Annotated in this window: 15 protein-coding genes and 1 pseudogene; 14 read left to right on the forward strand and 2 right to left on the reverse strand. The window is 64.1% G+C overall.

Annotated features, from left to right (window positions below; genetic code table 11):
* Window positions 1-73 precede the first annotated feature (73 nt).
* The 6 genes and pseudogenes from IWY39_RS02630 to IWY39_RS02655 all read left to right on the forward strand — a co-directional run bounded on the left by IWY39_RS02630 (window position 74) and on the right by IWY39_RS02655 (window position 8,047).
* The gene (locus tag IWY39_RS02630) at window positions 74-2,302 is read left to right on the forward strand and encodes a S9 family peptidase (protein ID WP_107124058.1); all 2,229 of its coding nucleotides are present in this window, start codon (window positions 74-76) and stop codon (window positions 2,300-2,302) included.
* Window positions 2,303-2,455: 153 nt separating this feature from the next.
* The gene (locus IWY39_RS02635; protein WP_107123934.1) at window positions 2,456-3,481 is read left to right on the forward strand and encodes an aspartate-semialdehyde dehydrogenase; all 1,026 of its coding nucleotides are present in this window, start codon (window positions 2,456-2,458) and stop codon (window positions 3,479-3,481) included.
* 7 nt (window positions 3,482-3,488) lie between these two features.
* Window positions 3,489-4,130 (forward strand): annotated as a pseudogene (locus IWY39_RS02640) (DUF2238 domain-containing protein); the annotation flags it as partial.
* A 39-nt stretch (window positions 4,131-4,169) separates the two neighbouring features.
* Window positions 4,170-4,931 carry an alpha/beta fold hydrolase gene (locus IWY39_RS02645; RefSeq protein WP_017184418.1) on the forward strand — a complete coding sequence of 254 codons (762 nt, stop codon included), beginning with the start codon at window positions 4,170-4,172 and terminating at the stop codon, window positions 4,929-4,931.
* 55 nt (window positions 4,932-4,986) lie between these two features.
* The gene (locus tag IWY39_RS02650; protein ID WP_107123933.1) at window positions 4,987-6,864 is read left to right on the forward strand and encodes a M2 family metallopeptidase; all 1,878 of its coding nucleotides are present in this window, start codon (window positions 4,987-4,989) and stop codon (window positions 6,862-6,864) included.
* A 31-nt stretch (window positions 6,865-6,895) separates the two neighbouring features.
* A complete protein-coding gene (locus tag IWY39_RS02655) occupies window positions 6,896-8,047 on the forward strand; it encodes a GGDEF domain-containing protein (RefSeq protein WP_107123932.1) in 1,152 nt (383 codons plus the stop codon).
* A gap of 8 nt (window positions 8,048-8,055) precedes the next feature.
* Here IWY39_RS02655 and IWY39_RS02660 read toward each other — a convergent pair whose 3' ends face one another.
* Window positions 8,056-9,510 carry an AMP nucleosidase gene (locus IWY39_RS02660; protein WP_017184415.1) on the reverse strand — a complete coding sequence of 485 codons (1,455 nt, stop codon included), beginning with the start codon at window positions 9,508-9,510 and terminating at the stop codon, window positions 8,056-8,058.
* 73 nt (window positions 9,511-9,583) lie between these two features.
* Complete coding sequence (locus IWY39_RS02665; protein WP_026002626.1) at window positions 9,584-10,066, reverse strand: peroxiredoxin; 483 nt, start codon at window positions 10,064-10,066, stop codon at window positions 9,584-9,586.
* Window positions 10,067-10,165: 99 nt separating this feature from the next.
* Here IWY39_RS02665 and IWY39_RS02670 point away from each other — a divergent pair, with 99 nt between their 5' ends.
* From IWY39_RS02670 to addA, 8 genes are all read left to right on the forward strand, one after another.
* Window positions 10,166-10,747, forward strand: coding sequence for a YqgE/AlgH family protein (locus IWY39_RS02670; RefSeq protein WP_017184413.1), 582 nt, complete (start codon window positions 10,166-10,168; stop codon window positions 10,745-10,747).
* A gap of 155 nt (window positions 10,748-10,902) precedes the next feature.
* Complete coding sequence (gene ahcY / locus IWY39_RS02675) at window positions 10,903-12,321, forward strand: adenosylhomocysteinase (RefSeq protein ID WP_017184412.1); 1,419 nt, start codon at window positions 10,903-10,905, stop codon at window positions 12,319-12,321.
* Between the two features lie 266 nt (window positions 12,322-12,587).
* Window positions 12,588-14,933, forward strand: a complete 2,346-nt coding sequence (locus tag IWY39_RS02680; RefSeq protein WP_107123931.1) for a sensor histidine kinase — start codon at window positions 12,588-12,590, stop codon at window positions 14,931-14,933.
* Window positions 14,926-15,384, forward strand: coding sequence for a tRNA (adenosine(37)-N6)-threonylcarbamoyltransferase complex ATPase subunit type 1 TsaE (tsaE, locus tag IWY39_RS02685; RefSeq protein WP_107123930.1), 459 nt, complete (start codon window positions 14,926-14,928; stop codon window positions 15,382-15,384). The genes IWY39_RS02680 and tsaE overlap by 8 nt, the downstream gene beginning before the upstream one ends.
* Window positions 15,381-16,367 (forward strand): aminoglycoside phosphotransferase family protein, encoded by a 987-nt coding sequence (locus IWY39_RS02690; protein WP_107123929.1) that lies wholly within the window; start codon window positions 15,381-15,383, stop codon window positions 16,365-16,367. Before tsaE ends, IWY39_RS02690 begins: the two co-directional genes overlap by 4 nt.
* A complete protein-coding gene (locus IWY39_RS02695; RefSeq protein ID WP_107123928.1) occupies window positions 16,364-17,074 on the forward strand; it encodes a nucleotidyltransferase family protein in 711 nt (236 codons plus the stop codon). The genes IWY39_RS02690 and IWY39_RS02695 overlap by 4 nt, the downstream gene beginning before the upstream one ends.
* Entirely contained in the window at window positions 17,067-20,036 is a 2,970-nt protein-coding gene (addB, locus tag IWY39_RS02700) for a double-strand break repair protein AddB (protein ID WP_107123927.1), read from the forward strand. The genes IWY39_RS02695 and addB overlap by 8 nt, the downstream gene beginning before the upstream one ends.
* Entirely contained in the window at window positions 20,017-23,418 is a 3,402-nt protein-coding gene (gene addA, locus IWY39_RS02705) for a double-strand break repair helicase AddA (protein ID WP_107123926.1), read from the forward strand. Before addB ends, addA begins: the two co-directional genes overlap by 20 nt.
* Window positions 23,419-23,469 lie beyond the last annotated feature (51 nt).

The raw sequence follows: 23,469 nt of genomic DNA on the forward strand, positions 1-23,469 counted from the left end.
TTTTCAGTCTCATGGGGCTAATCATTGCCCTTGATCCGGTGGCCTGCACGGTCGCCGACGTGAAAGGATGTCGATGCCGCCCTATCTGAAATCCGGCGCAGCGCTTGGCGTGCTGCTGATGCTGTCCGCAGCACCTGTCATCGCGCAGGAAAAGCTGACGCTCGAGAGAGTTTTTGCCAGCCCCGACCTGGCAGGACCGCAGCCGCGGGCGCTAAAATTGTCGCCGGACGGTACGCTCGTCACCCTGCTCAAACCGCGCGCCGACGAAAAGGAGCGGCTGGACCTGTGGGCGATCGACACGCGCACCGGCAAGCAGCGGATGCTGGTCGATTCGCGCAAGACCGGCAGCGGCGCGGCGCTATCCGAAGCGGAAAAGATGCAGCGCGAACGCGACCGCTCCGTCGCGGGGAGCACCGGAATCACCAGCTATGACTGGTCGCCGGATGGCAAGAGCATCCTGGTGCCGGTCGATGGCGATCTTTATCTTGCGGCGCTGGATGGCAAGGTGCAGCGGCTGACCGATACGCCCGACGGCGAATTGAATGGCGTTGTCAGCCCCAAGGGCGGTTTCGTGTCCTTCGTGCGCGGCGGCAACCTGTTCGTACAGCCGATCGGCGGTGCGGAACGGCAGGTAACGCAAGGGGCCAGCGATACGGTCAGCTGGGGCGTTGCCGAATTTGTCGCGCAGGAAGAAATGGACCGGCGCACCGGCTATTGGTGGTCGCCCGACGACAGCCTGATTGCGGTTGCGCGGGTCGATGAAAGCCCGGTCGGCATCGTCACCCGTACCGCTATTGGCGGGGAGGGCACGACAGTCTATCAGCAGCGTTATCCCGCCGCCGGGACGCCCAATGCGATCGTCGACCTCTATGTCATGAAGCCGGACGGGTCGGGCCAGGTGAAGGTCGATCTGGGATCGGATCGGGACATTTATCTGGCGCGGGTCGACTGGGCGAAGGATGGCCGCACGCTCTATGTCCAGCGCGAAGCGCGTGACCAGAAGCGGCTCGACCTGCTGGCAGTCGATCCGGCGACCGGCAAGGCCAAGGTCATTTTGAGCGAAACGGCCAAAAGCTGGATCAACCTGAGCGATAATTTCCATCCCCTGTCGGGTGGCGATTTCCTGTGGTGGTCCGAAAAGAGCGGCCATGGCCATCTCTACCGCGTCCATGACGGCAAATGGACGGCGCTGACCAGTGGTGACTGGGAGGTCAAGACGCTGGTGGCGGTCGACGAAAAAGCGGGGCTGGCCTATTTCACCGGCAATCGCGAAACACCGCTGGAACAGCAGCTTTACAGCGCCCCCATCACGCGACCGGCCGCCGCGCGCCAGATTACGGCCAGCGGCTGGTGGAATGACGCGGTGATGGACGCCGCCGCCAGCCGCGCCGTCATCACGCGCCAGAACAGCGATCAGCCCAAGCAGGTCTATCTGGCCGACAATAGCGGCAAGCAATTGCAGTGGCTGTCCGAAAATGCGCTGAAGGGCGACCATCCCTATGCGCCCTATCTGGCGAGCCATGTCAAAACCCGGTTCGGCACGATCAAGGCGGCGGACGGAACGACGCTCTATACCAACATCATGACCCCGCCGATCGAGCCGGGAAAGCGCTATCCGGTGTTCATGATCCATTATGGCGGGCCGGGTGGCGGGCGACAGGTGACGAACACATGGTCCGGCGCGCTGAACCAGTATCTGGTCGACCGCGGCTGGATCGTCTTTGCGGTCGACAATCGTGGCACGCCCGATCGCGGCAAGGCGTTCGAGGATCATCTCTATCGCGCGATGGGGACGGTCGAGGTGACGGATCAACTGGCCGGCGTGGATTGGCTAAAGGCCCAGCCGTTCGTCGATCCCAAGCGGATCGCGACCTATGGCTGGTCCTATGGCGGCTATATGTCGTTGAAGCTGCTGGAAAAGGCACCGGGCGTTTTCGCGGCGGCCGTCGCGGGTGCGCCAGTCACGAAGTGGGAGTTGTACGACACCCATTACACCGAACGCTATCTGGGGATGCCGCAGGACAAGCCCAGCGCCTATCCGGCATCAGGCGCGATCGACGAGGCGGTGAAGATCAGTGATCCTTTGATGCTGATCCACGGCATGTCGGACGACAATGTGGTGTTCGACAATGCCACTGCCTTGATGGCCAAGATGCAGGGAGCGGCGGTGCCGTTCGAGATGATGGCCTATCCCGGCCAGACCCACCGCGTCGGCGGGCCGGGGATCAGCGTGCATCTGTGGCGCACGATCGAGGATTTTCTGGCCCGGCGCGGGATAGCGCCCGACGCCGCCAAACCATAGGAGACAGGCGGCAAAGGGCGTTGCGGCATCGCGGCAACGTCCAGCGGGAAAAGCTGACCTTTCGCGCAACAAAGGGCTTGCCACTAGACAAATGACGCAACGCCGCTATGCCGCCCACTCCGCAATATCTGCATCGGAGTGGAGTGTTCAGTCATGGGTTACAGGGTCGTCGTCGTAGGTGCCACCGGGAATGTGGGCCGCGAAATGCTGACCATTCTCGCCGAGCGCGAGTTCCCGATTGACGAGATCGCCGCGGTCGCATCGTCGCGGTCGCAGGGTCTGGCCGTCGATTTCGGCGAAACCGGCAAGACGATCAAATGCCAGAATATCGAACATTTCGACTTTAGCGGCTGGGACATCGCCCTGTTCGCGGTAGGCAGCGGCCCGACCGCCGAATATGCGCCAAAGGCGGCGGCAGCCGGCTGCGTCGTGATCGACAATAGTTCGCTGTACCGCATGGACCCGGACGTGCCGCTGATCGTGCCCGAAGTGAACCCGGACGCGATCGACGGCTATATCAAGCGCAACATCATCGCCAACCCCAACTGCTCGACCGCGCAGATGGTGGTGGCCCTGAAGCCGCTGCATGACGCCGCGACCATCAAGCGCGTGGTCGTATCCACCTATCAGTCGGTGTCCGGCGCGGGCAAGGCAGGCATGGACGAACTGTTCGAGCAGTCGCGCAACATCTTCGTCGGTGATCCGGCGGAGCCCAAGAAGTTCACCAAGCAGATCGCCTTCAACGTCATCCCGCATATCGACGTTTTCCTGGACGATGGTTCGACCAAGGAAGAATGGAAGATGGTCGCGGAAACCAAGAAGATCCTCGATCCCAAGATCAAACTGACCGCCACCTGCGTGCGCGTGCCGGTGTTCGTGGGTCATTCCGAAGCGATCAACATCGAGTTCGAGAATGAAATTTCCGCCAAGGAAGCGCAGGACATATTGCGTGAAGCGCCCGGCATCATGCTGGTCGATAAGCGCGAGGATGGCGGCTATATCACCCCAATCGAATGTGTCGGCGACTTCGCGACCTTCATCAGCCGCGTGCGTGAGGATTCGACCGTGGACAATGGCCTGACGCTCTGGTGCGTCAGTGACAATCTGCGCAAGGGTGCGGCGCTGAACGCGGTGCAGATCGCCGAATTGCTGGGCCGCCGTCACCTCAAGAAGGGGTGACGGCCCCATGATCTCCGGCGCTGCCGCTCTCTGGAACGCTGTTCCTGTTGCGCAGCGCCGGATGATCCTCTCGCTGATCATGGCGATCGGCCTCGCCAACATCGCCCAGCCCTATTCTGAACTTGCGCCACTACAACATGGGCCAACCATTGCGCTGATCGCTGCCACGCCCTGGCTGCTTCGACGCTGGCCGTTGTCCAACGGCGCTGTTGCGTGCATCTTGCTCTTTCTCCTGCTCCATACACTCGGCGCGCGCTGGATTTATTCCTATATACCCTATGATGATTGGGCGCGGGCGTTGGCAGGGCACGATCTGTCATCCTTGTTCGGGACGTCCCGCAACGGCTATGACAGGTTGGTTCATTTTGCGTTCGGCATGCTGCTGACAATGCCTCTGGCGCAAAGCGCGCATCGCTTCGGTGGCTTGCGGCACGGATGGAGCCTGACCTTCGCCTTCGCCGCTATCGGTTTGGGCAGCGCGCTTTACGAGATATTCGAATGGCTGCTTACGGTGATCGCGGCTGGCGAGACGGCTGACTATTATAATGGCCAGCAAGGCGATGTCTGGGACGCGCAGAAAGATATGGCGGCGGCCCAACTGGGCAGTGCGCTGACGCTGATCGCGCTCTTGCGCCCCCGCGCCGGACGCCATATCGGCAAGCCGCCCACCGCTGGTAAGGATTACTCCATGACCGACCTGACCATCGAACGCCATGACATCAAGGGCTTTGATGGCCTGCCGATCGCCGTGCATGTGGCGGGGGAGGGCCGGGACCTGGTGCTGATCCATGGCTATTTTTCCAACGCCTTCACCAACTGGATTCGCTACGGTCATGCCGCGAAACTGGTTGAGGCGGGCTTCCGCCTGATCATGCCCGACCTGCGCGGCCATGGAGAGAGCGGGAAGCCACATGATATTGCCGCCTATCCGCCCGACGCCCTGACCGAAGACGGGCTGGCACTGGTCGAGCAACTGGGGCTGACCGACTATGATCTGGGTGGCTATTCGCTGGGTGCGCGCACGACCGTTCGGATGCTGGCGCGCGGAGCGACGCCGCGGCGGGTGATCCTGGCGGGGATGGGCCTGCGCGGGCTGGTCCAGACGCTCGACAATGGCGGCTATTACAGGAATGTCCTGACGAACCTTGGCACGTTCGAGCGCGGCACGTCGGAATGGATGACGGAAGCCTTCCTCAAGACCACCAAGGGCGATCCGGTGGCGATGCTCCATATCCTGAACACCTTTGTCGATACGCCGCGCGAGACAATCGCTGCCATTCAGCAGCCGACCGAAATCATCTGCGGCGCGGACGACCGCGATAATGGCGTGGCGCAGGAACTGGCGGATGTGCTGCCCGATGGGCGCTATGTCGAAATACCGGGCAATCACATGAACGCCGTCACCCGCAAGGAGATGGGGCAGGCAATGGCCGATTTCCTGACCGCTTGACTGTATCGTCCGGGCAAGTCACCTTCCCCTTCATAAGCCTATGAGGGGAACTCCCGTGAAAATCGCCATCTCGCTTGCCGCGCTTGCGGCCGCACTCACTGTATCGCCCGTCCTTGCCCAGCAGACGCCCGCACCGACGGCTGCCGAGGCCGAAGCTTTCCTTGCGAAGGCGGAAAAGGCAATGTTCGAACATTCGCTGATCTCCAACCGTGCCGACTGGGTCAATTCCACCTATCTGAATGACGACAGCGACGCCGTGGCCGCCTATTTCGGCGCCATCCGCACGTCCATGAATGTCGATTATGCGCTTGAGGCGGCGAAATATGCCACCGCGCCTGGCCTGTCAGCCGAAACGAAGCGCCGCCTGGACCTGCTGCGCACCGCGCTGACCCTGCCTGCGCCGACCACGCCGGGCGCGGCGCAGGAACTCAATGATCTCGCGACGCGGCTCCAGTCCACCTATGGCAAGGGGAAAGGAACGCTCAAGGGCCAGCCGATCAATGGCAGTGACATTGAGGAGCAGATGGGGAACAACCGCAACCCCGAAGAACTGAAGGAAATGTGGGTCAGTTGGCACGACAATGTTGGCGCGCCAATGCGGGACGATTACGCCAAGCTGGTCGATATCGCCAATGCCGGCGCCAGGGAATTGGGCTTTGCCGATACCGGGGCGATGTGGCGGTCCAAATATGACATGCCCGCCCATGATTTCGCCAAGCTGACCGACAAGATCTGGGCGGAGGTCAAGCCGCTCTATGACCAGCTGCATTGCTATACCCGCACCAAGCTCAACGAGAAATATGGCGATGCGGTGCAGCCGGCGACGGGACCGATCCGCGCCGACCTGCTGGGCAATATGTGGGCGCAATCCTGGGGCAATATCTATGATGTCGTCGCGCCCAAGGGCGCAGGCGACCTGGGCTATGACGTCGGGGAGCTGTTGAATGCCAAGGGTTATGTCGAAACCCGCCCCGGTCAGGTCGATACCCCCGACACGCCGGAAAAGCAGCAGCGCGGTTATTGGGAAAAGCAGATGTTCAAAATCGGCGAGGGCTTTTATTCCTCGCTGGGCTTTGCGCCGCTGCCGGAGACGTTCTGGGAACGCACCCAGTTCATCAAGCCGCTGGACCGCGAAGTCGTCTGCCATGCATCCGCATGGGATATCGACAACAAGGACGACATACGCGTCAAGATGTGCACGAAGGTCAACAGCGACGACTTCGTGACCATCCATCATGAGCTGGGCCATAATTATTACCAGCGCGCCTATCAGAATCAGAAGCCGCTTTATCTGGATGGGGCGAATGACGGCTTCCATGAAGCGATCGGCGATTTCGTCGCTTTGTCGATCACGCCCGACTATCTGGTGAAGATCGGCCTGCTGGACGCGGGCAAGGTGCCCGGACCGGACAAGGATATTGGCCTGTTGCTGCGTCAGGCGATGGACAAGGTTGCGTTTCTGCCCTTTGGCCTGCTGGTCGACAAATGGCGCTGGGGCGTATTCAGCGGCGCGATACCGCAGAGCCAGTATGAAAAGGGCTGGACCGACCTGCGCCGCCAATATCAGGGTATCGTCCCGCCGGTGACCCGCGATGAAACCAAGTTTGACGCGGGGGCGAAATTCCATATTCCGGGGAATACCCCCTATACCCGCTATTTCCTGGCAGGGATTTTGCAGCAGCAATTTTACGAAGCGGCCTGCAAACAGGCGGGCTGGAAGGGGCCGCTCCATCGCTGTTCCTTCTACGGAAACAAGGCTGTCGGCGCCAAGCTGAACGCGATGCTGGAAATGGGTGCCTCCAAGCCATGGCCCGATGCATTGCAGGCTTTCACTGGAACGCGCGAGATTTCGGGCAAGGCGATGACCGCTTATTTCGCACCGTTGCAAAAATGGCTCGTCCAGCAGAACAAAGGCAAGTCTTGCGGCTGGTAATCGCCAAGTAAAGCCAGTAAAGGCCAGGCCCGTGGACCCGGCGATCATCATCATTGCTTTGCTCTTCTTCACCAGCGTCATCATGGCGCTGGCGATGGGGGTGGCGTGGTTACATTTTGGACGCCAGGTCCATGTGTTGAGCTGGACGCTGTCCTACAGCGCCGCAATGGTCCAGTGGATCGCCAATGCGGCGGGCATTATGTTGAAAAGCGCCCCGCTGATGGCGCTGGCGGCATGCTGCATCGTCGTCAGCGGTACGCTGGTGGTGGCGGGCGTGCGCCAGCGGTCGGGACAGCCTGTACCCTGGCGATTGATGCTGGGCGCGGGATCAGTCGTGGCGGTCGGGGGCATCTATGCGGCGATGATCCATGATCGCGCGCTTCAGGGCATGATCGTGCCGGGCTATGTCGGCATATTGATGCTGTGTTCGGCTGCCTCTCTCTGGCCCCGCGACCGACGGTTCAATGCACCGGAAATCGCCTTTTTCACCATGTTCCTGTTGTTCGCGCTGTTTCAGACGGCGCTGGCCGTCAGCGCCGCCGCCAATCTGGGCCAGGCGCCAGGCGCGGGCTTGGTCACCTATCGCGCGATATTGGGCCTTGGCCTGCCGTCCATCTATGTTGGCACGGGCGTGGCCGCCGTCATGGTGGTCGCAGGCGATCTGGCGCACCAGTTGCGGCGGCAGATGCGGCATGATCCGCTGACGGACGTGCTCAACCGGCGCGGGTTGGATGAGGCCGCCGTGCGCGCCATCGCCAATGCCAGGCGTTATGGCCGCCCGTTGGCGCTGGTCGTGTGTGATCTTGACGGGTTCAAGGCTTTGAATGACGGGCATGGCCATATCGCCGGGGACGCTGCCCTGCGCGGTTTTGCCCAGTTGCTGGGCAGCGCCGTCCGCCGCGGCGATATTGTCGCGCGGATGGGCGGCGATGAATTCGGGCTGCTGCTGGTGGAGACGGACGCCGCCGCCGCCGCCGACGTCATGGAGCGGGTGCGTGCGGAAATTGGCTGCCTGATCCTGCCCAACGCCCCGCACGCCCGGTTGCACGCCAGCTTTGGCGTTGCGCAATTGCAGGCGGGCGACCAGCAACTGGACGACATGGTCGCTCGTGCTGACGCCGCCCTTTACGACGCCAAGCGTGACGGCAAGGACCGTGTCGCCATCTGGCGCGCGGCTGCCTGATCAACGCCTCATCTGAATGGCGGCTCGTTGAAGGCGCGCAGCTTGCGGCTGTGCAGCTTTGCGCCCCCTTCTCGCAGCAGTTCGCAGGTCATTAGCCCGACGCGCAAATGGCTGGCGATCGCTTCCTCATAGAAGCGATTGGCCTGGCCCGGCAGTTTGAGTTCGCCATGGATCGGCTTGTCGGAAACGCATAGCAACGTGCCATAGGGCACCCTGAAGCGGTAGCCCTGGGCCGCGATGGTGGCGGATTCCATGTCGATGCCGACCGCGCGCGACAGGCTGAAGCGCAGGGCGGAACTGGAATAGCGCAGTTCCCAGTTGCGATCATCGGTCGTGACGACCGTGCCGGTGCGCAGGCGGCGCTTGAAATCTTCCGGGTCGCGCCCCCCAAGCACGGCTTCTGCCGCCTGGGCCATCGCCACCTGCACCTCCGCAATGGCCGGGATCGGAATTTCCGGCGGCAGCATGGCGTCCAGCACCTTGTCATCGCGCAGATAGGCGTGGGCCAGCACATAGTCGCCGATCCGCTGGCTGGGGCGCAGCCCGCCGCAATGGCCGATCATCAGCCAGGCTTCCGGGCGCAGCACGGCCAGATGATCGCAGATCGTCTTTGCGTTGGACGGACCGACACCGATATTGACGAGCGTGATGCCGCTGCCGTCTGGCGCGATCAGGTGATAGGCCGGCATCTGATGCTTGCGCCAGGCGCTGTCGGCGATCATCTGCGCCGGATCGGCGGTTTCGGGGGTGACATAGACGCCACCAGCCCCCGACAAAGCGGTAAAGCGGTTGCCGTCCCGCTGCAATTCGGCGCAGGCCCAACTGACGAATTCATCGACATAGCGATGATAGTTGGTGAACAGGATGTAGCGCTGCATATGTTCGGCGGGCGTGCCGGTATAATGTTTCAGACGCGCCAGCGAAAAGTCGGTGCGCAGACCATCGAACAGCGCCAGCGGCCGATCACCGTCCGCATCCGGCATGAACAGGCCATCGGCAATCTCGTCGCCAATCTCGGCCAGTTCGGTCGTGGGGAAATAGCGCGCCAGTTCGGTAGGGGGCGTGCCGTCGAGCGCCCCCATGTCCAGCCCGTCCAGAACATAGGGAAAGGGGATTTGCTGGTGACTGAGGCCGGTTTCGACCTCCACCCCATAGTCGCGGACGAGCAGGTCGATCTGTTCAGCCAGATAATCGGCGAACATCGCGGGACGGGTAATGGTGGTGACATAGCGGCCCGGTTTGGACAGGCGGGCGAAGGACCGGCCGGGCGGCGGCGCGTCGCTGTCACCATGATAGGTGATGCGCAATTCGGGATAGCAGAAACGCTGGTCGTGCCGCGCTTGCGGCGGAGGGACGCTGCCGTCGCGACCGTAAGCGCGCATGGCGTCGCGCAATGTTTCGATGGACGTCTGATAGAGGCGGTCAAGTTGCGCGACCGTTGCGCTGCCGATGCTTTGTGTCATCGCCCCTTGCTAACGCAGTTGCATGACGGAAGGAAGTCGGCGCGCGATCGAAAATGCGCGCCGACTTCTGGAATTAAAGCTGGCCCAGCATATGGTCGGCCGATGACAGTTTGAAATCGCCGGGGGCTTCGACATTGAGTTCGGCCACGACGCCGTCCTTCACGATCATGGAGAAGCGCTGGCCGCGCTGGCCAAGGCCGAATTTGCTGCCATCCATGGTCAGGCCAACGGCCTTGGCGAAATCGCCATTGCCATCGGCGAGCATCGTCACCTTGCCATCGGCACCGGCAGACTTGCCCCAAGCGCCCATCACGAAAGCGTCGTTGACGGCGGTGCAGGCGATTTCATCGACGCCCTTTTCCTTCAGCGCACCGGCCTTGTCGATGAAGCCGGGCAGATGCTTGGCAGAGCAGGTGGGCGTAAAAGCGCCGGGAACGGAAAAGACCGCGACCGTGCGGCCCGCGAAATATTCGTCCGACGTCACGGGCTCCGGGCCATCCTCGGTCATTTTCGTGAATGTCGTGCTGGGAAGGCGGTCGCCCTTGGCAATGGTCATGGTCATTCTCCTGAAACTGACGAGGGCGCAGGTCGTTGCTGCCGGGCGGACTGTCAAGGGCGGGGACGGAATATGCCGCGAGATCCTTGGCATCATCCCATGTTGGTCTATATTCCGGTGATGGACCAGACCAGTTTCTTTGGCGGGCATTTCCTGCTCGCATTGCCCGGCATGGCTGATGCGCGGTTCGATCATAGCGTGGTTGCGCTGTGCGTTCATGACGCCGAAGGGGCAATGGGCATAGCGGTAGGGGAGGAAATGGAAGGCGTCAGCCTGCATGGCCTGCTCGACAGTTTCGACATTGACGGCAGCGCGATCCCCGACAGGCCCGTCCTGCGCGGCGGTCCGGTCGAACCGCGGCGCGGCTTTGTCCTCCATTCGCTCGACTGGTCGGGGCAGGACATGGTGCAGGTCGGCACGCAATGGGGCTTGTCCGGATCGCTCGACATATTGAAGGCGATTGCGCAGGGACGCGGGCCGAGCCGGTATCTCGTCGCGCTTGGCTATGCCGGGTGGGGCGCCGGACAATTGGAACGCGAGATGACGAGCGACAGCTGGTTTCTGGCACCGGGCAATGCCGACCTGTTGTTCGACGTGCCCACCCATCGCAAATGGGCCGCTTCCTATGCCGCAGCCGGTGTCGATTCGTCGCATCTGGTGCGCGGGGCCGGTTCGGCCTGACGCAGGTTTCGGTCGACCGGCAGGGTCATCACATAAAGAAATCTTTATATCGAGTTGCCACGGGCGGCGGCGGTTGGTAAAGCGCTTGCCATCGCCGCCGCCCGGACCTTTTTCCAGCGGTACAGGCATCATTTCAAGTTTACGGAGACACGATCGTGGCCACCGCTTCCGCCACCCAGGCGCAGGATTATGTGATCGCCGATATCGCCCTGGCCGATTTTGGCCGCAAGGAAATGGATATCGCCGAAACCGAAATGCCGGGCCTGATGGCCCTGCGCGCGGAATTCGGCCCGTCGCAGCCGTTGAAGGGCGCGCGCATCACCGGATCGCTGCACATGACGATCCAGACCGCCGTGCTGATCGAAACGCTGACCGCGCTGGGCGCTCAGGTTCGCTGGGCGACCTGCAACATCTATTCGACGCAGGACCATGCCGCCGCCGCGATCGCCGCGTCGGGCGTGCCGGTATTCGCCATCAAGGGCGAAACGCTCCAGGAATATTGGGACTATGTCGAACGCATTTTCGACTGGCACACCGATCCGTCAGGCGTTGCCAACATGATCCTGGACGATGGCGGCGACGCCACCATGTTCGCGCTGTGGGGCGCGCGGGTCGAAGCGGGCGAGGAACTGTTCACCCCGTCGAACGAGGAAGAGGAAATCTTCTGCGCGGTGCTGAAGCGCGTGCTGAAGGAACGCCCCGGTTTCCTGACCAAGACCGTTCAGTCGATCAAGGGCGTGTCGGAAGAAACCACCACCGGCGTCCATCGCCTCTATGAACTGGCCAAGAAGGGCAAGCTGCCTTTCCCCGCGATCAACGTGAACGACAGTGTTACCAAGTCGAAGTTCGACAATCTTTACGGCTGCAAGGAATCGCTGGTCGACGCGATCCGTCGCGGCACCGACGTCATGCTGGCCGGCAAGGTCGCCTGCGTCGCCGGCTTCGGCGATGTCGGCAAGGGTTCGGCTGCCTCGCTCCGCAATGGTGGCGCGCGCGTGCTCGTGACCGAAGTCGATCCGATCTGCGCACTGCAGGCGGCGATGGAAGGCTATGAAGTCGTGACGATGGAAGAGGCCGCCCCGCGCGCCGACATTTTCGTCACCGCGACTGGTAATGAAGGCGTGCTGACCGTCGATCACATGCGCGCGATGAAGAATATGGCGATCGTGTCCAACATCGGCCATTTCGACAGCGAGATCGAGATTGCGGGCCTGAACAACATGAAATGGACCGAGATCAAGCCGCAGGTGGACGAAGTCGAATTCCCCGACGGCAAGAAGATCATCGTCCTGTCGAAGGGGCGCCTGGTCAATCTGGGCAATGCCACCGGCCACCCCAGCTTCGTGATGTCGGCCAGCTTCACCAACCAGACGCTGGCGCAGATCGAACTGTGGACCAAGAGCGATCAGTATCGCAACGAAGTCTATGTCCTGCCCAAGCATCTGGACGAAAAGGTCGCCGAACTGCATCTGGAAAAGCTGGGCGTGAAGCTCACCAAGCTGAGCCAGCGTCAGGCCGATTATATCGGCGTGCCGGTCGAAGGGCCGTTCAAGCCCGACCACTACCGCTACTGATCAGCGACCATCCTCCCCTTTAAGGGGAGGTGCCGGGCCGCAGGCCAGACGGAGGGGTGTCCTGCTTTCGATAGGGCGACACCCCTCCATCAGCACGTCGTGCTGCCACCTCCCCTGCAAGGGGGAGGATTTGTTTTGGTCTGCTTTTACGCGCTGGCCTCAATTCTTTGCATCGCCTTCTTCCCGCTGCGCCCGACTTGCGTTAGTCCGGGCATGATTATGAACAGCGACAGGCAGTTTCGGCGGAAATGGGAGCAGAGGGCGCAATGACGCTGACCCCCATGGCCGCCATCATATTGGGCATCGTGCTGGCCCTGTGGCTGGGCGCCGCCGTGTGGGCGCTGGCCAGCGGACAGCGGATGCGCCGCGAGGGGATGCAGGCGCAGGGCAAGCTCGATCGCCTTGCCATGCTGCTCGCTTCCGCACCGGCCGCCCCGGTGGTCATTCATCCCGATGGCAAGCTGGAAGCGGCTGATCGTCTCGCCAAATGGCTGGGCAAGCCCCGTGTCCCGACCTTTGCATCTGAACTGATCGCTGCCGACGGGGGATTGGAACCCGACGATGCCGCAGCACTGGCTCGCGAAATCGCGTCTGCGCAAAAGGCGGGCAAGAGCTTTGCCCTGCCGGTGCGCGGTGTCGGGTCGTCACGGCTGCTGCTGGTCCGCGGCGCGCCTGCATCGCCCGGCCTGGCGTCCAACGGCGGCGTCGTGCTGTGGATATTCGACGCGACCGACAGCCAGTCCGAAATCCAGGCGCTTAAAGGCCAGGTCGACCAGTTGCGCGATGCGCTGGAAGCGCTGGCGGGACTGGTCGAGGCTGCACCCTTCCCGATGTGGCACCGCACCCCGGACCTGCGCCTGAGCCTGGTCAACAGCGCCTATGTCCGCGCGGTCGATGGTGCCGACGCCCGCGAAGTGATTGGCAGCGGCGTCGAACTGGTCGAAGCGGTGGGCGGCCTGACGCCACAAGCGGCCGCCGCCGACGCATTGGCGCGCGGTGAGCCAATCGAACGCATGGTCCCCGCGACGATCGACGGCGAGCGGCGCACCATGCGCGTGGTTGACGTGCCGCTGGGCGAGGCGGGCGTCGCGGGCTATGCCGTCGACCAGCATCAACTGGAACAGGCACGGGTCGAACATCGTCGCCTGGAAGCAGCGCAGCGCGACTTGCTTGATCGCCTGTCCGCTGGCGTCGCCAGATTTGGCCCGGACCGGGCGCTACGCTTCTGGAACCAGCCCTTCATCAGCCTGTTCGGCCTGCATCAGGACCAACTGGCCGATGCCCCCCTGTTCGAACGGGTGCTGGACCAGATGCGCGACGCTCGCCGCCTGCCGGAACATCGCGACTTTCCGGCATGGCGCGGCGAACGGCGCGACTGGTTCCTGTCCCCCGATCCGGTCGAGGAAAACTGGCTGTTGCAGGATGGCACCCATTTGCGTGTCTATGCCCAGCCTCTTCCCGATGGCGGCCTGCTGCTGATCTTCGAGGACCGGACCGAGCAGGTGCAGCTTTCGAGCGCGCGCGATACGCTGCTGCGCGTACGGACGGCGACGTTCGACAATCTGTTCGAATCGATTGGCGTGTTTTCGTCCGATGGTCGCCTTCAGATGTGGAACAGCCGGTTCCGCACGGTGTGGGGCGCAGATGAGGAAATGCTGGCGACCCATCCGCGCATAGATGACCTGATGCGCGCGGTGCAGGAACGGCTGGCCAAGCCGCAACAGTCCAATCTGGTGCGCGAACTTGTCCGCGCGGCGACGGTCGAACGCAAGCAGCGGATCGGCCATGTCGGCTTTGCTGACGGGCGGACCTTCGAATTTGCCGCCATCCCGTTGCCAGACGGCAATGCGCTTTTCACCATGCTGGACGTGACCGACAGCCGCCGCGTCGAACAGGTGCTGCGCGACCGCAATGTGGCGCTGGAACAAGCCGATGAAGTCAAGACCGCCTTCGTCACCAATATGAGCTACGAACTGCGTACGCCGCTGACCACCATTGCTGGCTTTGCCGAGATGATGAGCGCGGGCTATGCCGGGGAACTCAGCGCATCGGCCAAGGACTATGTCGACGGCATACTGCAAAGCACAGGCCGCCTGTCCATGCTGATCGACAATGTGCTGGACCTGACGCAGGGCGAGGCGGGGACGTTGCCGATCGATCGTGCGCCCGTCGATCTGGCGGCGGTTGCCCGTGCGAGCGCCGATCGTGTCCGCGCCGACGCCAACGCCAAGGGGATAGACCTGGCCGTAACCATCGACCCCAGCCTGGGTCAGGTGGAGGGGGACGCACGCCGGATCGGGCAGGCGATCGATCATCTGCTCGAAAATGCCATATGCTATGGCGGCAGGAGCGCGCGCGTACTGCTGCATGGCGATGGTGGTGCTGATCGTGCCCGGATCGTCATTTCCGACAATGGGCCCGGCATTCCGGCGGTACAGCAGAAATTGCTGTTCGATCCGGCAGCCCGCGCCCGACAGGCACGTAGCGGGGGCAAGGCCGGGATCGGCTTGCCGCTCGCCCGTCAGTTGGCGCAGGCCCATGGCGGGACGCTGGAACTGGTGTCGCAGCCGGGTCAGGGGACGATGGTGGTGATCGAGTTGCCCCGTGGCTGACGTGGCGCTCTATCTGGCCGATGAAGCTGCGATGCTGGACCTTGGCCATCGCATCGCCACCCATGTGCGAATCGGCGATGTCATTGCGCTTGAAGGTGGGCTTGGGGCAGGCAAGACGACGCTGGCGCGCGGTATATTGGAAGCGTTGGGGCTGGCGGGCGAAGCGCCCAGTCCCAGCTTTGCGATCGTGCAGCCCTATGACGTGCCGGAAGTGCGATTGCCGGTCGCCCATGTCGACCTCTATCGGCTCGACACGCCGGAGGATACGGAGGAACTTGCGCTGGGCGACTATCTGATGGACAGTCTGCTGATCGTTGAATGGCCTGACCGGCTGGGTACGCGGCTATGGCCGCATGCGCTGCGTTTGAGCATTGCGATTGAAGGGGATGGCGCTCGGCGCTTGACAGCGGACGTGCCCGACGCTTGGACGGAGCGATGGTCACAGATATGATCCCCCCGGCCGCCGCGCCCGCTTTCCTTGGCCAAGCCGGATGGGGCGACGCCGCCATCGTGCCGCTGGCAGGCGATGCATCCTTCCGCCGCTATTTCCGCGTCGTCGACGGCGGACGCCGCGCGGTGCTGATGGATGCGCCACCGCCGCATGAAGACCCGCGCCCGTTCATCGCCATCGCTGAACATCTGCTGGCGGACGGCTTTGCCGCGCCACGAATATTGGCCCGCGATCTGGAAGAGGGGCTAGTGCTGATCGAGGACTTCGGCGATCTGCGGGTCAAGGAACATCTGGACGATCAGCCGGACGCGGAGCTTGCGGTCTATGGCCGCGCGATCGATTTGCTGGCGGACCTCCACCGTTTGCCCGCGGCGCCGGTGCCACCCTATGACCGCGCGGTCTATCAGCGCGAAGTCGATTTGCTGACGCAATGGTATTGCCCGGCGATCGGCCTGACGGTCGATCAGGACGCCTATGTCGCGGCATGGGATGCGGTGCTGCCGATCGTCGAACAGTCCGCCAGCCCGACCGTCACGGTGCTGCGCGATTATCATGCAGAAAATATCATGCTGATCGACCGGGCGACGTCGCACGGCCTGGGCCTGCTCGATTTTCAGGACGCGCTTGCCGGGCATCCCGCCTATGATCTGGTGTCGCTGTTGCAGGATGCGCGGCGCGATGTGCCGCCGCAGGTCGAGGCAGCGATGCTGGCGCGCTACAAGGCGATCGCCGCGCCGCCCGCCGATTTCGACGCTGCCTATGCGGTGCTGGGCGCGCAGCGGAACGCCAAGATAATCGGCATCTTCACCCGCCTTTGGCAGCGCGACGGCAAGCCGCGTTATCTCAGCTTCCTGCCGCGCATGTGGGATTTGCTGGAGCGCGATCTGGCGCACCCGGTGCTGGAACCGGTGGCGCAATGGTTCGCCGCCAACATACCGGCCGATCAACGCCATAGGGCGCTGGTGGAGTTCGCCCCGGCATGATCGACACAGCGATGTTGATGGCGGCGGGGCTTGGCAAGCGGATGCGTCCACTCACCGCCACTCGGCCAAAGCCGCTGGTCAAGGTGGCGGGCAAGCCGCTGATGGACCATGCGCTCGACCGGCTGGAGGCTGGCGGCATCCGCAAGGTGATCGTCAATGTCCATTATCTCGCCGACACGGTCGAGGCGCATTTGCGCACGCGCAAGGGCGGCATGGCGTTTGCCGTCTCCGATGAGCGCGCCAAATTGCTCGAAACCGGCGGCGGCCTGATCCATGCCGCGCCGCTGCTGGGCGACAAGCCCTTTTTCTGCGCCAATAGCGACAATCTGTGGATCGACGGGCCACAGGAAACGCTGGGAATGATGCAGCGCATCTGGAACCCGGAGAGGATGGATGCGCTGCTGCTGCTGGTGCCGCTCGCGCGCGCGCACTGCCATACTGGCCAGGGCGATTTTCATATGGATGCCAGCGGTCGGCTGACACGACGCAAGACGGCCCATGTCGCGCCATTCGTCTTTACCGGCGTACAGATCATGTCGCCCGCGCTGCTGCGCGATCCGCCCGGTGACGTATTTTCGACCAATATTTTCTGGGATCGGGCGATCGAGGCGGGACGGCTCTATGGCGTTTCGCATCAGGGCCTGTGGTTCGATGTCGGTACGCCCAAAGCCATTCCTGTCGTGGAATCCATGATCACCCATGGGTGATCGCACTCGCCCCGCGCTATTTTCCATCCCGGCGCATCGCGCCTTTTCCGATGCGCTGGTTGCGGGCCTGTTGGCGCGCCATGGCGGCGATCCGATGGCGTTGGCGCAAGGCATGATCCTGCTGCCCAGCAATCGCGCGGTCCGCGCGGTCAGCGATGCGTTCGTGCGCGCGTCGGGCGGGGGGCTGTTGCTGCCCCGTCTGGCGGCCGTCGGTGACCAGGATATTGGCGAACAGGTCGGCAGCGCGCTCGATCCGTTGGGGGAGGGGGACGCGCTGCCCCCGGCGATTGCGCCGATGCGCCGCCAGATGATCCTGGCGCGGATGGTGCAGCAGGTGAAGGGCGATATTGACGCCGGGCAGGCGCTGCAACTGGGGCAGGCGCTGGGCGCGGTGCTGGATCAGATGCAGGTGGAGCGGGTGCCAGTCACGGCGCTGCGCGACATCAGCCTGTCCGACGAATTGTCGCGACACTGGCAAACGTCGCTCCATCTGTTCGAGATCGTGATCGCCCGCTGGCCCGATGAACTGGCGCGGCTGGGCTGCATGGACCTGACCGAGCGGCGCAACCTGCTGTTCGACCGGCTGGCGGCGCGCTGGCGGGATCATCCGCCGTCGGGCTTTGTCGTGGCGGCGGGCATTGCGTCGACGGCTCCGGCGGTTGCGGGGTTGTTGCGCCGGATAGGCGAAATGCCGGGCGGCATGGTCGTGTTCGCCGGGCTGGACCAGCATATGGACGACGAAGCGTGGCAGGCGATCGGCCCGTTCGATCCCGATCCCGTCACCGGCCTGGCCCCCGCCGGGCATGAAAGCCATCCGCAATATGCGCTGAAACGGCTGCTCCACGCCATGAGCGCGACCCGTGACGATGTGGCGCAATGGCGCTGGGGCAGCGAGCATGATGCGCGCGCGGTGCGCGGGCGCAATATCTCCAACGCGATGCTGCCGCCCCGGCTCACCAGTCGCTGGCGTGACCTGAAGACCGCAGACCGTTCGCTGGCGGGGGTCGCTGCGCTGGAAGTGGCGACGCCGGGCGAGGAAGCGCAGGCCATCGCCATCGCCCTGCGCGAGGCGCTGGAGACGGAGAAGCGCACCGCCGCGCTGGTGACGCCCGACCGGCAACTGGCGACGCGCGTATCTGCGCATCTCAAGCGCTGGGGCATAGAGGCGGACGATTCGGCGGGTTTGCCGCTTTCACGCTTGCCGCCCGGCACCTTGCTGATCGCGATAGCGCAGGCGGTGGCGGAACGGTTCGCGCCGGTCCCGCTGCTGACATTGCTTAAACATCCGCTGGTCCTGCGGGGCGAAGGGCGGCTGGCATGGCTGGAGGGTGTGCGCGCGCTCGACCTGCTGTTACGCGGGCCAAGGCCGCAGGCGGGACTGGCGGGGATCGACCTGCTGCTGATGCCGCGCGATGATGATCGCCAGCGGACCATACGCGGACAGGTGCGCGACTGGTGGCCCGCCGCGCGCGCCTTGCTGGAACCGCTGGAACGGGCCTTTGCCGTCGCAACCGATCTTGCCACGCAATTGGCGGCGATCCGCGAGCAGGCGGGCGCGCTGACGGGGGACGCCGTCTGGGCGGGGCATCAGGGGCATGCCGCCGCCGATCTGTTCGCCGAGATGGAGGGTGCCGCCGATGAAGGCCCGCGCCAGGCGGACATGCGCGCGCTGCCGATGCTGCTCGATCATGTGCTGGGCGGCGTGTCGGTGCGTCCGCCGCAGGGTGGCCACCCGCGCATTGCGATATTGGGGCTGATCGAGGCGCAACTGGTACAGGCGGACCTGATGATATTGGGCGGCCTGAACGAAGGCACATGGCCCGGCCTGCCCGCGCCCGATCCGTGGCTGGCGCCGCGTATCCGGCGGGAACTGGGCTTGCCGGGGGTGGAGACGCGCATTGGCCTGGCGGCGCATGATTTCGCCAGCGCGCTGGGCGCCCCCCATGTTCTGATCACGCGCGCGAAACGCGGGAGTGGTGGCCCGGCGGTGGCGTCGCGGCTCTGGTTGCGGCTGAAGGCTATGGCCGGGCCGCAATGGAAAGTGGCAGATAGCTATGCCGTGCTGGCGCGCGCCCTCGACACGCCCGCTATGCATAACCCCGTCGGCCGCCCCGCACCCGCGCCGCCTGCATCGGTTCGCCCAACCGTCATCCCCGTCACCGATGTGGACCGGCTGAAGGCCGATCCTTTCGCATTCTACGCCCGGCGCATACTGCGGCTGGCACGGCTTGATCCGGTCGATGCCGATGCCGGACCGGCCTGGCGCGGGACGGCGGTGCATGACATTCTGCAGCAGTGGGCGGAGGCCGGGATACTGGACCCCGCCGATCTGGAAGCGCGCGCCCGCGCCATGTTCGACCGGCCAGAGGTCCATCCGCTGCTGCGCGCGCTGTGGCAGCCGCGCCTGATCGAAGCGATCCGCTGGATCGCGGCGGAAGTGGTGCGCGACAAGGCGGAAGGACGCATCATCCTTGCCGTCGAAAAGGAAGGGCGCGCAGGCATTGCCGAGGTGACGTTGATGGGCAAGGCGGACAGGATCGACCGCCTGCCCGACGGCACGCTGGGCATTATCGACTACAAGACCGGCAAGCCGCCCAGCGCAGCGCAGGTAAAGGCGGGCTTTGCGCTGCAATTGGGGCTGCTGGGCGTGATCGCGGAAAATGGCGGGTTTGACGGCATTACGGGGAAGAGGACCGCCGGCGGCTTTGAATATTGGTCGCTCGCCAAGAAGGGCGATCAGTTCGGCTATCGCGAAAGCCCGGTCGATCCGATGGGCGCGCGCAACAAGATCGTCACGGACCAGTTCACCGCCACCGTCCATCAACAGTTTGAAGAACTGGCGCAGGCCTTCCTGCTGGGAACGGCGCCCTTCCGTGCGGAAATCAACCCGGAAGTCGCCAATTATGGCGATTATGACCAGCTGATGCGGCTGGAGGAATGGTATGGCCGCGACGATGGCTAAGGCGCTGCAACCCTTGCAGGGCAACCAGGCCCGCGCCGCCGCACCGGACGCGCATGTCTGGCTGTCGGCGTCGGCAGGGACCGGCAAGACCCATGTGCTCACCGCACGCGTGTTCCGCCTGCTGCTGCAAGGGGTGCGGCCGGAAAATATATTGTGCCTGACCTTTACCAAGGCTGGCGCGGCAGAAATGGCCGATCGCATCCATGACCGGCTCGCCGCCTGGGTGCAGATGGACGACAAGAGGCTGTTTGCCGATCTGGAGGCGCTGGGGGAGGAGTCCGGGCCGGATGCGCGCGATTTCGCGCGGCGGTTGTTTGCCGAAGTGCTGGAGTCGACCGGCGGCGGGCTGCGTATCCAGACGATCCATGGCTTTTGCCAGCAATTGCTGACCGCGTTTCCGCTGGAGGCGGAGCTGACGCCGGGCTTCAGGCCGCTCGACCAGCGCGAACAGACCAATCTCGCCCGGCAGACGCTGGCCGACATGGTGGTGCGCGCGCATGAGACCGGCGACGATGCATTGTTCGCGGCCTTGCAGGCGATCAGCCTGCGGCTGGGCGAGGGTGGGGCGGAAAACTATCTTCTGCGGTGCGCGGCGAAGGGCGACGCACTGGAATATCTGCCCGATGCGATCACCCCCTGGGTCATGACCGAACTTGGCCTGCCGGAGGGCGACATCGATCAATGGCTGGCCGACCAATGCGCGGACGCAAGCTTCGATATGCGCACGCTCGACCAGATCGTGCAGGTGAATGTGCAATGGGGCAAGAGCCGCGGGCTGGAACGGTGCGACCGGATTGCCGCGTGGCGCGCGCTTGACCCGGCAGGCCGGGCCGCCACCCTGTCCGACCTGCATCGCGCCTGGGCCAAGGCGGATGGCGAGATCATGCTGACGAAGGGGTGGGTGCCGCCGGTCGATGGCTATGCCGAAATGGCGACCCGGCTCTACGACCGCTGCGCCGAGCTGATCGCGATGAAGCTGCGCGCCGATTATGCGGCGCTGCTGGGGCAGGCGCTCCATGCCGGGCGGGCCTATGCGCGGGCCTATGCGCAGGCCAAGCAACTGGCCGGTGCTGTGGATTTCGACGACCTGATCGCCCGCGCCGCCGCGCTGCTGGAGCAGGACGGGATTGCGGAATGGATCCGTTACAAGCTGGACCAGCGGATCGACCATATATTGGTGGACGAGGCGCAGGATACCAATGCCGCCCAATGGCGCATCGTAAGGACGCTGGCGGAGGAATTTTTTGCAAGCGAGTGGCAGCCGGGCGACAAGGTGCGGACAATCTTCACCGTCGGCGATTTCAAGCAGGCCATTTTCGGCTTTCAGGGGACCAGCCCAGCCAATTTCGCGGCGGCGCAAATCCTGTTCCAGCGGGATGCCGACAATAGCGGCCATGATTTTCACAACCTGTCCCTCGACCAGAGCTTCCGCTCGACCCCGGCGGTGTTGGAAGTGGTGGATCGCACCATTTCGACCCTGCGCGCCGATCGGCTGGGGCTGGAGGCGGGCGACGTCCATCATATCAGCGCCAACCGGCATCCGGGCGAAGTGCTGCTGTGGAAGCCGGTCGTCGCCAACCTGTCCGGCGAGGCCGAGGGCGAGGAGGATTGGGCCGCCGATCAGGAGCGGGTGTTGGCGCAGAAGATCGCGCAACAGATCAGGCAGTGGATCGACGACGGGGTGATGCTCGAAAGCCGGGGGCGTCCGGTGCGGGCAGGGGACATCATGATCCTGGTCCGTCGCCGCAGCGAACTGGCCCGGCTGATCGTGGCGCGGCTTTATGAGGAGAAGGTGGCGGTTGCCGGGATCGACCGGCTACGGCTCAATGCGCCGCTGGCGGTGCGCGATCTGCTGGCGGCGCTGCGCTTTGCGGTGCAACCCGACGATGAGTTGAACATGGCGTCGCTATTGGTGTCGCCGCTGATCGGCTGGACGCAGGACGAACTGATGCACCGGCTGATCGGACGCAAGACCGGGCTGTGGCGGCACCTGCTCCAGACACAGGACGAAGAAACGCTCAAACCCTTACGCGATTTGCTGGCGGTCGCAGACCTGACGACACCCTATCGCTATCTGGAGGGGATATTGTCGGGGCCGATGGATGGCCGCCGTCGCCTGATCGAACGGCTGGGAGCGGAAGCGGTCGACCCGATCGAGGAACTGCTCAACGCGGCGCTGGCGTTCGAGAGTGACGACCATCCCTCGCTCCAGCGCTTCATCGACTGGTTCGACCGGGGCGAAGTCGACATCGTGCGCGATGCGGCGGCGCAGGGCGACATGCTGCGCCTGCTGACGGTGCACGGCGCCAAGGGTTTGCAGGCGCCCGTCGTCATATTGGCGGATGCCTGCCTTGATCCCGATGCGGGCAATCGCGCGGATGCGCTGCTGTGGAATGGCCTGCCCATCCTTGCCCCGCGCAAGCCGGAGCGGCAGGGACCGATCGGCGAGGTGGCCGAGCAGGCCGCCGCCGTCGAGCGGGAGGAGCATTGGCGGCTGCTCTATGTCGCCCTGACGCGCGCAGAGGAAAAACTGATCGTCGCCGGATCGCTGGGACCAAGGGCGAAGGGCGAAGTGAAGCCTGAAAGCTGGTTCGCGGCAGTGGAAGATGCGATGGCTTCGCTGGGCGCGGAGTGGGAGGCGGACCCGCTATGGGGCGCGAGGCGGCGCTGGCTGGGGACGGAGGATTTGCCATCGCGGAAGGCAGAGCCGGAAGCCCCGCAGGAACAAGTCGCCGCCGACATACCCGACTGGCTGCGTCGGCCCGCGCCAGTGGAAGCGCGCCCGCCGCGTCCGCTCGCCCCGTCCGCGCCGGTCGAGGACGACGTGCCTTATCCGCCGCCCACGCCCGCGATGCGCGCGGCTGCGGAGCGAGGGCGATGGCTCCATGCCCTGTTCGAACGGTTGCCAGGTGTCGAGCCTGAACGTCGCCGGAACGCCGCCGACCGCTGGCTGCTCCAGCAGGGGGCGGACGATGCGGCGGTTCGGCAGGATATTGTCGCGCAGGCGCTACAGGTGATCGAAGCGCCCGATTTTGCCGACCTGTTCAGCCCCGATGCGCTCGCCGAGGCGCCTATAGCGGCGGTGGTTGGCGAAGCGGTGATCGCCGGGACTGTGGACCGGCTGTGTGTTGGCCCGGATCGTATCCAGTTGGTGGACTTCAAGACCGGACGGATCGCGCCAATCGGCGTGGACGAGGTGCCCACGGCACATGTCCGTCAGATGGCCGCCTATGCCGCCGCACTGGCCGTCATCTTCCCCGACCGGACGATCGAAGCGGGACTGCTTTACACCAGTGCCGCGCGCCTCATCACCCTGCCGCCCGCCCTGCTGGCAGCGCACAAGCCGGGCTTTGTTGCCGCGCAGGAGAATTTGCCGCTCTGACCCGTTGAGCCGGATGCGTCCACGCCCTAGATACCGCTTCAAGACAAGGAG

Source organism: Sphingobium sp. JAI105, from assembly GCF_015752145.1.
In the GTDB taxonomy this organism is placed as follows: Bacteria; Pseudomonadota; Alphaproteobacteria; order Sphingomonadales; family Sphingomonadaceae; genus Sphingobium; species Sphingobium xenophagum.